The organism is Pseudomonas purpurea (assembly GCF_039908635.1).
Classification (GTDB): domain Bacteria; phylum Pseudomonadota; class Gammaproteobacteria; order Pseudomonadales; family Pseudomonadaceae; genus Aquipseudomonas; species Aquipseudomonas purpurea.
On sequence record NZ_CP150918.1, the window covers coordinates 2,399,814 to 2,416,160 of the forward strand.

The following is a 16,347-nucleotide window of genomic DNA, read 5'->3' on the forward strand; positions in this document are numbered from 1 at the left end:
ACTGGCGGCCGCGACCGACGGTGGCACGGAAGTCGAAGTGCCGGCCAATCGCATCCCGGTCGATTGCACACGCATTACCCCGGATCAACTGTCACTGGCAGAACTGGACCAGGCGTCCATCGATTGCATCGTGGCGACGGTGCCCGGCGGTGCGGCTAACGTGCAGGAGATTTATCCGCTGGCGCCGTTGCAGGAAGGTCTGCTTTATCACCACCTGAGTGCCGAAGAAAGCGACCCCTATCAGCAACACGCACTGTTCGCCTTTGAGGATGAGGCTCGGCTGCACGCTTTTGTGCAGGCGTTGCAAGCGGTGGTCTCGCGGCACGACATCCTGCGTACCAGCCTGGTCTGGGAGGGGATCGCGCAGCCCATGCAAGTGGTCTGGCGCGAGGCCAGGTTGAGTGCTGATCCGATTGCACTGGAGCCTGGGGCCGGGGATATCGTCGAGCAGTTGCGCGAGCGTCTCGATCCGCGTCACTTCGTCCTGGGTATTCGCCGGGCACCGATGATGCGTGTCTGCTATGCCGAAGACCCGGCAAACACGCGTTGGGTCGGCATGCTGGTGTTCCATCATCTGGTTAACGATGCGACATCGCTGGGTGTGTTGATCGAGGAGGTCGCGGCTCACATGCAGGGCCGGGAGCAGGATCTGGCGCCACCCGTGCCGTATCGCAACTACGTGGCCCAGGCGCGGTGGGGCGTCAGCCAGGAGGAACACGAAGCGTTTTTCCGTCAACAGTTGAGCGATGTCGACGAGCCGACGCTGGCGCTCGGTCTGCACCACGATCACGGCGATCATGAAGAAGGCCACGCCCTGCTGGAGGCTTCGCTCAGCCAGCGCTTGCGGGGGCAGGCCCGGCAACTGGGCGTCAGTGCCGCGTGTGTGTGTCACTTGGCCTGGGCTCGGGTCGTCGGTTGCCTGGCGGGCCGCGACGATGTGGTTTTCGGCACCGTGCTGTTGGGGCGCTTGCAGGCCGGTGAAGGGGCGGATCGCGCCCTGGGCATGTTCATCAATACCTTGCCCCTGCGGGTCAACCTGGGCGAACACAGTGTGCAAGCTGCGGTGAAGGCCACGCACGCACGATTGAACGCCTTGTTGGCCCACGAACATGCCTCCCTGGCGTTGGCCCAGCGTTGCAGCGGTGTCGCGGCGCCGACGCCGCTGTTCAACACCTTGTTCAACTACCGTCATGGCGGGGTATCGGATGAGGGGGGCGCATTGCGGGCCTGGCAGGGCATTGAACTGCTGGGCAGCGAGGAGGTTGTCAGCTACCCGCTGATCGTGTCGGTGGATGACCTGGGTGAAGGATTCAAGTTGAGCGCCGTTGCGCCCAGGGACGTCGGGGCGCAACGGATCCTTGGTTACCTGCATACCGCGCTGCAAGGGTTGGTCGAGACCCTTGAACATGGCCTGCAAACACCGTTGCACAGCGTGCCGGTTCTTGTGGCGACCGAGCGCCAGCAGGTGCTGTTTGAGCTTAATGCCACCGAAACGGATTACCCCTGCGACCAGACGATTCACGCGTTGTTCGAGGCGCAGGTTCGACGCACCCCGGACTCGGTGGCACTGCTGGCCGGTGAACAGCAACTGACCTACCGCGAACTCAACGAACGCGCCAATCAACTGGCTCGTCATCTGCGTCAGTTGGGTGTAAAGCCCGATTCACGGGTAGCAATCTGCGTCGAACGCGGGCCGGAACTGGTGATCGGCTTGCTGGGGATTCTCAAGGCGGGCGGCGCTTACGTGCCGCTGGACCCCGGCTATCCGCGCGAACGCATTGCTTACATGTTGCAGGACAGCGCGCCGGTCGCGGTGTTGGTGCAAGGGACCACTCATGATTTGCTGGATAAGACCACGGTGCCAGTGATCGATCTGGATCACCCGACCTGGCAGGCGCAATCCGTCAGCAATCCGCAGGTTCCGGGATTGACCGTCTCGCACCTGGCCTACGTGATCTACACCTCGGGTTCGACCGGCACACCGAAGGGCGTGATGGTCGAGCATCGCGGGGTCAATAACTTGGTGCACTGGAGTTCCCAGGTGTGCGGGGGCACGCAAGACGCTGCGCTGTTGCAGAAAACCCCGTTCAGTTTCGATGCCTCGGTCTGGGAGTTCTTCTGGCCGCTCACCACCGGGATGCGCTTGGTGCTGGCCCGTCCTGACGGTCACCGCGAACCGGCCTATATGGCGCAGTTGATCCGTGAGCAGCGCATCACGGTGATTCAGTTCGTGCCGGCGATGTTGCAACAATTTCTGGAGCTGGACGAAGTCAGCCAGTGCGTCAGCCTGACCGACGTGTTCTGTGGCGGTGGTGAACTCACCGCCGCGCTGGCCCGACGGGTTCAGGAACGCTTGCCGCAGGTGCGTTTGCACAACGTTTATGGCCCCACCGAAGCTACGGTCGACAGCACGGTCTGGACCCTTGAACCGGGCGCGACGATACCGGATGTTCAGTTGCCAATCGGCCGGCCGATTGCCAATACACGGTTGTACGTGCTGGACGCCCACGACGCGCCGGTGCCGCTGGGTGTGAGCGGACACCTGCATATCGGCGGCGTCGGGGTCACGAGGGGCTATGTGGGCTTGCCACAATTGACGGCGGAACGCTTCATCGACAGTCCGTTCGTGGCTGGCGACCGGTTGTACCGCACCGGTGATCTGGTGCGCTATCGCCCCGACGGGAACCTGGAATTTCTCGGTCGCAACGACTTCCAGGTGAAGTTGCGAGGCGTGCGCCTGGAACTGGGCGAAATCGAAGCCCTTCTGGCGGCGCACCCGGCGGTGCGGGAGGCGGTAGTGCTGGCGCGGGATGAGCGCCTGGTCGCGTACTTCACCCCTCGGGTCGCGGGCCAGATCCCGGCAATCGAAGCGTTGCGCGCTCATCTGCTGGCGCAGTTGCCGGAACACATGGTGCCTGCTGCTTATGTGCACCTTGACGCGCTGCCCCTGAGCCCCAACGGCAAGCTGGATCGCAGGGCGTTGCCGGCGCCGGACCAGGACGCGCTGATGACTCGTCGCTACGAAGCACCGCAGGGCGAAGTGGAAACAGTCTTGGCGCAGATCTGGGCCGATGTGCTCAAGGTGGAGCGGGTGGGGCGCCATGACCATTTCTTTGAACTGGGCGGGCACTCGTTGCTGGCGGTGAGCCTGATCGAACGCATGCGTCAGGCCGGGTTGTCGGCGGATGTGCGAGTACTGTTTGGCCAGCCGACGCTGGCCGCTTTGGCGGCAGCGGTGGGCGGTGGTCGAGAGATAGACGTGCCGGTCAACCGCATACCGTTTGGTTGCACGCACATTACCCCGGACCTGCTGCCGCTGGCAGACCTGGATCAAGCAGCCATCGACCGCATCGTGGCGACGGTGCCCGGTGGCGTGGGCAACGTGCAGGATATCTACCCGCTGGCACCGTTGCAGGCCGGCATCCTCTATCACCACTTGTCGGTTACGCAAGGCGACCCCTACGTGCTGCAGGTGCAATTTGCCTTCGACAATGACGAGCGCCTGGAGGCTTTCGCCCAAGCGTTGCAGGCCGTCATCGAGCGTCATGACATTCTCCGGACCGCGATGACCTGGGAAAGCCTCGATGAGCCGGTGCAAGTGGTCTGGCGTCAGGCCCCACTGGGGCGAGAGGCGGTTGAGTCGGACCCGAAAGCGGGTGATGTGTTGACTCGACTGCACGCCCGTTTTGATCCCCGGCATTATCGGCTGGACATCACCCAGGCGCCGTTGATGCGCCTGGTGCATGCCCGGGACGAGGCCAATCAGCGGGTAGTCGCCGTGCTGCTGTTTCACCACATGGTGATGGACCATGTCGCGCTGGAGGTTTTACAGCACGAGATAGGCGTCGGTTTGCTGGGTCAGCAGTCGTTGCTGGGAGAGGCGGTTCCGTATCGTAACTATGTGGCACAGACCCGCCTAGGCATTAGCGAACAGGAACACGAGATGTTCTTTCGCGAGATGCTGGGCGATGTCGATGAGCCGACCCTGCCGTTCGGTTTGCAGGATGTGCAGGGCGACGGCAGCGGTATCGAGGAAGCGACGCAACGGGTGCCGGCTGATGTGAGCCAGCGCTTGCGCGCCCAGGCACGCGTGTTGGGGGTGAGTGCTGCCAGCCTGTTCCATCTGGCGTGGGCGCAGGTACTGGCCGGCGTATCGGGCAAGGAGCACGTGGTGTTTGGCACCGTGATGCTGGGCCGGATGCAGGGCGGTGAAGGCACCGAGCAAGCCTTGGGTTTGTTTATCAATACCTTGCCGTTACGCATCGATGTAGGGGCTCAAGGCGCCCGGGCGGGTGTCGAGGCAATCCATGCGCGGCTCACCGCATTGCTGGGGCATGAACATGCCCCGTTGGTGCTGGCGCAACGTTGCAGTGGTGTGGTCGCGCCGTCGCCGTTGTTCAGTGCGTTGCTCAACTACCGGCACAGCGCGACCGATACGATTCACCACCACCACGCCTGGCATGGGATTGAGCTGCTGAGTGCCGAAGAGCGGACCAACTATCCACTGACGCTGAACGTGGATGACCTGGGCGACGGGTTCAACCTGAACGCCATGACGGTTGCCCGGATCGGTGCGCAGCGGATCTGCGGCTATGTGCAGACCGCACTGGAATCACTGGTCGAGGCGCTGGAACAGGATTCGCCGGTCGCACTGAACCGCTTGCCGATGCTTCCCGCTGCCGAACGTCGGTATCTGGTGTTTGACCTCAACGCCACCGACGTCGATTACCCACTCAATCAAACGATTCATGGTCTGTTCGAGAGTCAGGTGCAACGCACGCCGGATGCGCCAGCCGTGCTGGCGGGCGAGCAGCGCCTGACCTACCGCGAACTCAATCAGCGCGCCAATCAACTGGCCCATCACCTGCGCCTGCAGGGCGTCGGCCCGGATTCGCGGGTGGCGATCTGTGTCGAACGCGGGCTGGATATGGTGGTTGGCTTGCTGGCGATCCTCAAGGCGGGCGGCGGTTACGTACCGCTGGACCCGGCGTATCCGCTGGAACGCATCGCCTACATGCTGCATGACAGCGCTCCGGCGGCGGTGCTGGTGCAAGGCACGACCCGTGAACTGCTGGGCGAGGTGGCCGTGCCGGTGATCGATCTGGATCACCCGACCTGGCAGGCGCAATCCGTCAGCAATCCGCAGGTTCCGGCGCTGACTCCGGCGCATCTGGTCTACGTCATCTACACCTCTGGTTCCACCGGTCAACCGAAAGGCGTGATCAACGAGCATGGCGCGGTGGTCAACCGCTTGTTGTGGATGCAGGACGAATACCGCCTGACGTCTGCCGATGCCGTGCTGCAAAAGACCCCGTTCAGTTTTGACGTGTCGGTCTGGGAATTCTTCTGGCCGTTGTTCACCGGCGCACGGCTGGTGATGGCGCGCCCGGAAGGGCACAAGGACCCTGCGTACCTGTGCGAGGTGATTCACGCAGAACAGATCACCACGCTGCACTTCGTGCCGTCGATGCTCGACGTGTTCTTGGCCCATGGCGATGTCAGCCAATGCGCCGGGCTGAAGCGGGTGATGTGCAGCGGCGAAGCGTTGCCGGGCAGTCTGGTGCGGCGTTTCAAGGTTCAGTTGCCGGGTTCTGAATTGCATAACCTGTACGGCCCGACCGAAGCGGCAGTGGACGTGACGGCCTGGAACTGCGCCGGTCCTTTGGAGCTGACCCCGGACAACACGCCCATTGGCAAACCGATTGCCAACACCCGCCTGTACCTGCTCGACGGGCAGCTACAGCCGGTGCCGCAAGGCGTGGTCGGTGAGCTGTACATCGGCGGCGTGCAAGTGGCGCGCGGTTACCTGCACCGCCCGGAGCTGACCGCCGAACGCTTCTTGAATGACCCGTTCAGCAGCGTGAACAATGCGCGGATGTACCGCACCGGCGACGTCGCGCGTTACCTTGCGGACGGCAACATCGAGTACCTGGGACGAAACGACGATCAGGTGAAGATCCGTGGTCTGCGCATCGAACTGGGTGAAATCCAGGCGCGCCTGACCCAGTTCCCCGAGGTGAAGGAAGCGGTAGTGCTGGCCCGTGAAGACGTGCCGGGCGATAAGCGTCTGGTGGCGTATTACACCACTCAGGCCTCGGCTGAAGCCCTCAATATCGAGACGCTGCGCAGCCATCTGCTGGAGCATCTGCCGGAGTACATGGTGCCGTCGGTGTTCGTCCATCTCGATGCGTTGCCGTTGAGTCCCAACGGCAAGCTGGACCGCAAGGCCTTGCCGGCACCGGGTCTGGGCGCGATGATCATGCGCGGTTACGAAGCGCCGCAAGGTGATGTGGAAACCACGCTCGCGCAGATCTGGGCCGAGTTGCTCAAGGTCGAACGGGTGGGGCGTCATGACCACTTCTTCGAGTTGGGTGGGCATTCGTTGCTGGCCGTCAGCCTGATCGAGCGCATGCGTCGGGGCGGATTGTCGGCGGATGTGCGGGTGCTGTTTGGCCAGCCGACGCTGGCGGCATTGGCGGCGGCAGTCGGCAGTGGCCGGGAAATCCGGGTGCCGGCCAACCTCATCCCGCCGGGCTGTGAAAGGATCACCCCGGAGCTGTTGCCGCTGGCGGATCTGAATCAAGCGGCCATTGACCGCATCGTCGCCACTGTCCCCGGCGGCACTGCCAATGTGCAGGATATTTACCCGTTGGCACCGTTGCAGGCTGGCATCCTTTATCACCACCTTTCGGTCACACAAGGTGACCCTTACGTGATGCAGGTGCAGTTCGCCTTCGATAATGAACAGCGTCTGGAGGCTTTTGCCCAGGCGTTGCAAGCCGTGATCGGGCGGCATGACATTCTTCGGACCGCCATGGTTTGGGAAAACCTCGATCAGCCGGTGCAAGTGGTCTGGCGTCAGGCCCCGCTGGGCCGAGAGGCGGTCGAGCCGGACCTGAAAGCGGGTGATGTGCTGGCCCAACTGCATGCCCGTTTTGATCCTCGGCATTATCGGCTGGACATCACCCAGGCACCGTTGATGCGGCTGGTGCATGCCCGGGACGAGGCCCGTCAGCGGGTGGTCGCGATGCTGCTGTTCCATCACCTGGTGATGGACCATGTCGCGCTGGACGTGTTGCAACATGAGATACGGGCCTTTCTGCTCGGCCAGCAGGCGCGGCTGGGCGAGGCGGTTGCGTACCGCAACTATGTCGCGCAGACGCGTCTGGGCATCAGTGAGCAGGAACACGAAACGTTCTTCCGCGAGATGCTGGGCGATGTCGATGAGCCGACGTTGCCGTTCGGTTTGCAGGATGTGCAGGGCGACGGCAGCGACATCGAGGAAGTCTCACAACCGGTGCAGCGCGATTTGGGCCAGCGTCTGCGTGCCCAGGCCCGCACGTTGGGGGTGAGTGCCGCCAGCCTGTTCCACCTGGCGTGGGCGCAGGTACTGGCCGGTGTGTCGGGCAAGGCGTCGGTGGTGTTTGGCACCGTGTTGCTGGGCCGGATGCAGGGCGGCGAAGGCGCCGAACATGCCCTGGGGATGTTCATCAACACCTTGCCGCTGCGTGTAGATATAGATGAAACAGGTGTGGAGGCAGGTGTCAGAGCGACACACGCACGGCTCACGGCGTTGTTGGGCCATGAGCATGCTTCACTGGCTCTTGCGCAACGTTGCAGCGGGGTGGCCGCGCCGGCGCCATTGTTCAGCGCATTACTCAATTACCGGCATAGCGCGGTTGCGCACGACTCGGCCGAACATCGCAGTGCCTGGCAAGGGATTGAGGTGCTGAGTGCGCAAGAGCGGACCAACTATCCGCTGACGTTGAGCGTTGATGATCGGGGCGAAGACTTTGGCCTGACGGCCATGGCGGTTTCGTCCATTGGTGCGCGGCGGATCTGCGGCTATATGCACACGGCGCTGGAGCACTTGGTGCACGCCTTGGCGCAGACACCTCAGGTCGCGCTGAATCACTTGTCGATCCTGCCACTGGCCGAACGTCAGCAACTGCTGGTGGACTTCAACACCACCCACGTCGACTATCCGCAAGGGTTGACCATTCACCAGCGCGTCGAGGCGCAAGCCGCCAAACATCCGCAGGCAATGGCGGCGTTTTATCAAGGGCAGAGCCTGAGCTACGGGCAGTTGAACCAACAGGCTAATCAGTTGGCTCATCACCTGCGCGACCTGGGTGTGCAGCCGGATGATCGGGTGGCGATTGTTGCCCGGCGTGGGCTGGACACGTTGGTCGGGCTGCTGGCGATTCTCAAGTCCGGCGCGTGTTATGTACCGATTGATCCGTCCCATCCGGCTGAGCGCCTGAGCTATTTGCTCAGCGACAGCGGTCCGGTGGCGGTGCTGACGCAGCAGGATTTGCTGGCGCGGTTGCCGGTGCTGGACGTGCCGGTCATTGAGCTGGACCGCAACCGCTGGCAAGACCAACCCATTACGAATCCGCAGGTTGCCGGGCTGACGCCTGCACACCTGGCCTACGTGATCTACACCTCCGGCTCCACCGGTTTGCCCAAAGGCGTGATGGTTGAACACCGCACCCTGGAAAACCTGGTGAACTGGCATTGCGATGTCTTCAACCTGCATCACGGTAGCCACACCTCCAGCGTGGCCGGTTTCGGCTTCGACGCCATGGCTTGGGAAGTCTGGCCAGCCTTGTGCGTCGGCGCGACCCTGCACCTGCCGCCCGCACATGACGGCAATGAAGATATTGATGCGCTGCTGAATTGGTGGCGCGCGCAACCATTGGACGTGAGTTTTCTGCCGACCCCGGTGGCCGAATATGCCTTCAGCCAGGATCTGGAACACCCGACCCTGCGCACGTTGCTGGTGGGCGGTGATCGCCTGCGGCAGTTCAGCAAGGCCCAGCGTTTCGCGCTGATCAACAACTATGGCCCGACCGAAGCCACCGTCGTCGCAACCTCCGGGCGCATCGAGGCTGGACAGACGCTGCACATCGGCAAGCCGATGGCCAACGCCAAGGTCTACCTGCTCGACGAGCAGATGCGCCCGGTGCCGGTGGGCGTGGCGGGTGAGTTGTATGTCGGTGGTGCGGGCGTGGCGCGGGGTTATTTGAACCGTCCGCAGATGACTGCCGAGCACTTTCTCAAGGACCCGTTCAGCGACGATCCGCAAGCGCGGATGTACCGCACCGGTGATCTGGCGCGCTGGCTGGCGGACGGCAACATCGAGTACCTGGGGCGCAATGACGATCAGGTGAAAATCCGTGGCATGCGCATCGAACTGGGGGAAATCGAAGCCAAACTGACGGCACTGGAGTCGGTGAAAGAAGCCGTGGTGATGGTGCGTGACGGCCGACTGGTGGCGTACTTCACCGAACACACGCCGTTGGAAATCGAGCAGCTAAGGACCCAACTGCAAGCAACATTGCCGGACTACATGCTGCCGTCGGCCTACGTAAAACTGGAGTTCTTGCCACTGACCGCCAACGGCAAGCTGGACCGCAAGGCTTTGCCTGCCCCGGATCAGGCGTCAATGCTCAGCCGTGGCTACGAAGCGCCGCAAGGCGAGGTCGAAACCACCCTGGCGCAGATCTGGGCCGAGGTGCTCAAGGTCGAGCGGGTCGGGCGCCATGATCATTTCTTCGAACTGGGCGGGCACTCGCTGCTGGCGGTGAGCCTGATCGAACGCATGCGTCAGGCTGGTTTAAGTGCGGACGTGCGGGTGTTGTTCAGCCAGCCAACACTGGCGGCGTTGGCGGCTGCGGTCGGTGGGTATCGCGAGGTCATCGTACCGGCTAACCGTATAACGCCGGACTGCGAACGGATCACCCCGGACCTGCTGCCCCTGGCAGACCTGAATCAGGACGCCATCGACCGCATCGTCGCCACCGTCCCCGGTGGCGCGGCAAACGTGCAGGACATTTATCCGCTGGCGCCGTTGCAAGAAGGCATCCTCTACCACCACATCACCGCAGAGCAGGGCGATCCGTACCTGCTGCAATCGAAAATGGCTTTCGACAGCCTTGAGCGTTTGCAGGCATTTGCCCAGGCCTTGCAAAAGGTCATCGAGCGCCACGACATCCTGCGTACCGGGGTGGTCTGGGAAGGTTTGCAGCAGCCGATGCAAGTGGTCTGGTGCCAAGCCGAGCTGACCGTGCAGGAGGTGCTGCTGGACCCTGCGGCCGGCGACATTCTCGGCCAACTGCATGCACGCTTTGACGCCCGGCATTACCGTCTGGAGGTGACCCAGGCGCCGTTGATTCGCATGATGTTTGCTTGCGATCAGGCCAATCAGCGTGTGGTCGCCGTCCTGTTGTTCCATCACATGGCGCTGGATCACACGACCATGGAGGTGGTGGGCCAGGAGATGCGTGCGTACCTGTTCGATCAGGCAGAGTCTCTGGGGCCCGCGGTGCCTTACCGCAACTATGTGGCGCAGGCCCGATTGGGTGTCAGCGAGCAGGACCATGAAATGTTCTTCCGCGAGATGCTCAGTGACATTGACGAACCGACGTTGCCGTTCGGTTTGCAGGATGTGCAGGGCGATGGCAACGATATCGAGGAAGCGACCCAACCTGTACCGGCCGCACTGAACCTGCGTGTACGGGCGCAGGCCCGGCAATTGGGCGTGAGCGCGGCGAGCGTGTTCCACCTGGCGTGGGCGCAGGTGCTCAGCCAAGTGTCCAACAGGCAGGAGGTGGTGTTCGGCACCGTACTGATGGGCCGTATGCAGGGCGGCGAAGGGGCTGACCGAGCACTGGGCATGTTCATCAACACCCTGCCGTTGCGTGTCAATCTGGGTGAGACCGGCGTGCAGGCAGGCGTCAAGGCCACACATGCGCGGCTGACCGCGTTACTGGGCCATGAACATGCGTCGTTGGCCCTGGCGCAGCGTTGCAGCGGCGTGGCGGCACCGTCTCCGCTGTTCAGTGCCTTACTCAATTACCGGCACAGTGTGGTGGACGAACCGGCGCAAGACGGCCAGGACATGTGGGAGGGTATCGAGTCGCTGGGCGGCGACGAGCGCACCAATTACCCGTTGACGTTGAGCGTCGATGACCTCGGTAATGGGTTCAGCCTGACCGTGCTGGCGGTTCCCCACGCGGGCGCACAGCGCATGTGCGGTTACATGCAGGCCGCGTTGGCCTCCCTGATTGACGCACTGGAGCAGACACCTCAGGTCGCGCTGAATCACTTGTCGATCCTGCCGCCGGCCGAACGTCGGCAACTGCTGGTGGATTTCAACGCCACGCGTGTCGACTACCCACACGGCGAGACTGTTCACGCTGTGTTCGAGGCTCAGGTCGTGCGCATACCTGATGCCCTTGCGGTCTGTCAGGGCGAGCAACACCTGACTTATCGCGAACTCAACCAGTGCGCGAATCAACTGGCTCATTACCTGCGCGACCTGGGTGTGCAACCGGATGACCGGGTGGCCATCGTTGCCCGGCGCGGGCTGGACACGTTGGTCGGGCTGCTGGCGATTCTCAAGTCCGGCGCGTGCTACGTGCCGGTTGATCCGTCCCATCCGGCCGAACGCCTGAGCTATTTGCTCAGCGACAGCGGCCCGGTGGCGGTGCTGACGCAGCAGGATTTGCTGGCGCGGTTGCCGGTGCTGGCAGTGCCGGTCATTGAGCTGGACCGCAACCGTTGGCAAGACCAACCCATCACGAATCCGCAAGTTGCCGGGTTGACGCCCGCACACCTGGCCTACGTGATCTATACCTCCGGCTCCACCGGTTTGCCCAAGGGTGTGATGGTCGAACATCACACTTTGGAAAACCTGGTGAATTGGCATTGCGATGCCTTCAACCTGCATCACGGTAGCCACACTTCCAGCGTGGCCGGTTTCGGCTTCGACGCCATGGCCTGGGAAGTCTGGCCAGCCTTGTGCGTCGGCGCGACTCTGCACCTGCCGCCTGCACATGACGGCAATGAAGATATTGATGCGCTGCTGAATTGGTGGCGCGCGCAACCATTGGACGTGAGTTTCCTGCCCACCCCGGTGGCTGAATATGCCTTCAGTCATCACCTGGAACACCCGACCCTGCGCACGCTGCTGGTCGGCGGTGATCGCCTGCGGCAGTTCAGCAAGGCCCAGCGTTTCGAGCTGATCAACAACTATGGCCCGACCGAAGCCACCGTCGTGGCGACCTCGGGCCGCATCGAAGTCGGACAGACGCTGCACATCGGCAAGCCGATGGCCAACGCCAAGGTGTACCTGCTCGACGAGCAGATGCGCCCGGTACCGGTGGGCGTGGCGGGTGAGTTGTATGTCGGTGGCGCGGGCGTGGCGCGGGGTTATTTGAACCGTCCGGAACTGACCGCCGAGCGTTTCCTCCAAGACCCGTTCAGCAGCGATCCGCAAGCGCGGATGTACCGCACCGGCGACTTGGCACGTTGGCTGGCGGACGGCACCATCGAGTACCTGGGGCGCAATGACGATCAGGTGAAAATCCGTGGCGTGCGTATCGAACTGGGGGAAATCGAAACCAAACTGGCGGCACTGGACGCGGTGAAAGAAGCCGTGGTGCTGGTACGTGACGGCCGACTGGTGGCGTATTTCACCGAACACACGCCGTTGGAGATCGAGCAGCTCAGGGCTCAACTGCAAGCGATATTGCCGGACTACATGCTGCCCTCGGCTTATGTGAGGCTGGACAACTTGCCGCTGACCGCCAACGGAAAACTGGACCGCAAGGCCCTGCCGGACCCGGACCTTGACGCGTTGATCCGTCGTGGCTACGAAGCGCCGCAAGGCGAGGTCGAAACCACCCTGGCGCAGATCTGGGCCGAGGTGCTCAAGGTCGAGCGAGTCGGGCGCCATGATCACTTTTTTGAACTGGGCGGGCACTCGCTGCTGGCGGTGAGCCTGATCGAGTGTATGCGCCAGGCCGGGTTGAGCGCCGACGTGCGGGTGTTGTTCAGCCAACCGACGCTGGCGGCACTGGCCGCTGCGGTGGGCAGTGGTCGGGAAATCCAGGTTCCGGCGAACCTGATCCCGCCCGGTTGCACACGGATCACCCCGGACCTGTTGCCCCTGGCAGACCTGAATCAGGACGCCATCGACCGCATCGTCGCCACCGTCCCCGGTGGTGTGGCCAACGTGCAGGACATCTACCCCTTGGCGCCGTTGCAGGAAGGCATCCTTTACCACCACATCACCGCAGAGCAGGGCGACCCGTACCAGCAACATGCGATGTTCGCCTTTGACAACCGTGAACGGTTGGACGCGTTTGTTCGGGCGTTGCAAGGGGTGATTGCCCGGCACGACATCTTGCGCACCAGTCTGGTTTGGGACCGTCTCGAAGTGCCGATGCAAGTGGTCTGGCGCAAGGCTGAGCTAACGATGCAGGAAGTGGCGCTGGACCCGGCGGCGGGCGATACCGTGGATCAGTTGCGTGAGCGCTTCGACCCGCGTCGTTACCGTCTGGATCTGCGTCAGGCACCGATGATGTTCATGGTGTATGCCCAGGACCCAGGGAACAACCGCTGGGTCGGCATGCTGGTGTTCCATCACCTGGTCAACGATGCGACTTCCATGGGTGTTCTGGTCGCAGAAATCGAAGCGCACGTGTTGGGGCAGGCGCACCACTTGGCGCCCCCGATGCCGTACCGCAACTACGTGGCCCAAACCCGTTTGGGCACCCACCGGAAAGAGCACGAGGCGTTTTTCCGCGAGATGCTGGGGGACATCGACGAGCCGACGCTGGCGTTTGGTGTGCAGTCCGGCAGTGGCATTTACGAGGAGCGCGAGCACCTGCTGGATGCCTCGTTCAGTCGGCGCCTGCGCGTGCAGGCCCGGCGATTGGGGGTGAGTGCGGCGAGCCTGTATCACCTGGCCTGGGCGCACGTGCTGGGAAGTGTCTCGGGCCGCGACGACGTGGTCTTCGGCACGGTACTGCTGGGCCGTTTGCAGGCCGGTGAAGGGGCTGATCGCACGCTGGGCATGTTCATCAATACCTTGCCGCTGCGGGTCAATCCGGGCGAGCACAACGTACAGGCTGCGGTCAAAGCGACCCACGTGCGCTTGAGTGCCTTGCTGGCTCACGAGCATGCGCCGCTGACGCTGGCGCAGCGGTGCAGTGGGGTTGCGGCACCGACGCCGTTGTTCAATGCCTTGCTCAACTATCGCCATGGTGCGCAGTCCAGCGGTGATCAGGCGCAGCGGGCCTGGCAAGGTATTGAAATACTGGGCCGCGACGGCAACGCAAGTTACCCGTTGATCCTGTCGGTGGATGACCTGGGAGACGACTTCAGATTAGGCGCCCAGACCCTCGTCGAGATAGGCGCACAACGAGTGATTGGCTACATGCAGGTCGCGTTGGAGGGGCTGCTCGAAGCCCTCGAACACAACCCGCAACAGTCGTTGCAAGGGTTGCCGGTATTGCCTGCGCAGGAACGCAATCAGTTGCTGGTGGACTTCAACGTCACCGACGTCGATTTCCCTCTTGAGCAGACCCTTCACGGTCTGTTCGAGGCGCAGGTCTTGCGGACGCCGGATGCGTCTGCGGTGCTTTTCGGTGAACAACGCCTGACCTACCACGACCTCAACAAACGTGCCAACCAGTTGGCGCATCACTTGAGCGAACTGGGGGTTCAGCCGGATTCACGGGTAGCAATCTGCGTCGAACGCGGGCCGGAACTGGTGATCGGCTTGCTGGGGATTCTCAAGGCGGGCGGCGCTTACGTGCCGCTGGACCCCGGCTATCCGCGCGAACGCATTGCTTACATGTTGCAGGACAGCGCGCCGGTCGCGGTGTTGGTGCAAGGGACCACTCATGATTTGCTGGATAAGACCACGGTGCCAGTGATCGATCTGGATCACCCGACCTGGCAGGCGCAATCCGTCAGCAATCCGCAGGTTCCGGGATTGACCGCCTCGCACCTGGCCTACGTGATCTACACCTCGGGTTCGACCGGCACACCGAAGGGCGTGATGGTCGAGCATCGCGGGGTCAATAACCTGGTGCACTGGAGTTCCCAGGTGTGCGGGGGCACGCAGGACGCTGCGCTGTTGCAGAAAACCCCGTTCAGTTTTGATGCCTCGGTCTGGGAGTTCTTCTGGTCGCTCACCACCGGGATGCGGTTGGTGCTGGCCCGTCCTGACGGTCACCGCGAACCGGCCTATATGGCGCAGTTGATCCGTGAGCAGCGCATCACGGTGATTCAGTTCGTGCCGGCGATGTTGCAACAATTTCTGGAGCTGGACGAAGTCAGTCAGTGCGTCAGCCTGACCGACGTGTTCTGCGGCGGTGGTGAACTCACCGCCGCGCTGGCCCGACGGGTTCAGGAACGCTTGCCGCAGGTGCGTTTGCACAACGTTTATGGCCCCACCGAAGCTACGGTCGACAGCACGGTCTGGACCCTTGAACCGGGCGCGACGATACCGGATGTTCAGTTGCCAATCGGCCGGCCGATTGCCAACACACGGCTGTACGTGCTGGACGCCCACGATGTGCCGGTGCCCATCGGCGTGACAGGGCACCTGCATATCGGCGGCGTCGGCGTCGCGAGGGGTTATGTGGGGTTGGCGCAACTGACGGCCGAGCGGTTCATCAGCGACCCGTTCAGCCAGGATTCGCAGGCACGGATGTACCGCACCGGCGACAGGGTGCGCTACCGCGCGGACGGCAACCTCGAGTACCTGGGACGAACCGATGATCAGGTGAAAATCCGTGGCTTGCGAATCGAACCGGGTGAAATCCAGGCGTGCCTGAGTCAGTTCCCCGAGGTGCAAGAAGCGCTGGTGCTGGCCCGCGAGGACATGCCGGGCGACATGCGTCTGGTGGCGTATTACACCACCCGGACAGCGGGAGACAGTGTGGCCATCGACACCTTGCGCAGCCACTTGCTGGAGCAGATGCCGGACTACATGGTGCCATCGGTGTTCGTGCATCTTGATGCATGGCCACTGAGCCCCAACGGCAAACTGGATCGCAAGGCGTTGCCAGCGCCGGGCCAAGAGTCGGTGATCGCCCGGGGCTACGAAGCGCCGGTGGGGGAAACCGAAACCACCCTGGCTCGGCTCTGGGCCGAGCTGCTCAACGTGGAGCGAGTGGGGCGGCATGACCACTTCTTCGAGTTGGGCGGGCACTCGTTGCTGGCGGTCAGCCTGGCCGAACGCATGCGCAAGCAAGGGCTGGATGCTGATCTTCGGGCCTTGCTCAGGCAGCCGACGCTGGCGCAGATGGCCGACGCCGTGGGGCATGTGCAACGGCTGGCGGTTCCCGAGACCACGATTCCAACGCTCAGCCGCAAACGTCGTCTCTGACCTCGAAACTTCGATCTGTCCACCAGGGCGCCGGCCATTTGGCCGGCGCCCCACGGGCTGACTCGCCTCCTGCAAGGCCTTCGGGCTTGTCCCGACTTCCCATGTCAGCCACGCCTGCCGGGATGTTTTAGTTTTCCAGACCTGCGGGGGAGCTCTTG

General features: G+C 63.0%; 1 pseudogene. It reads left to right on the forward strand.

Annotated elements, in window-relative coordinates:
* Window positions 1-28: 28 nt before the first annotated feature.
* Window positions 29-16,189: pseudogene (locus AABM54_RS10905) on the forward strand (amino acid adenylation domain-containing protein); the annotation flags it as partial.
* Between the last annotated feature and the right edge of the window lie 158 nt (window positions 16,190-16,347).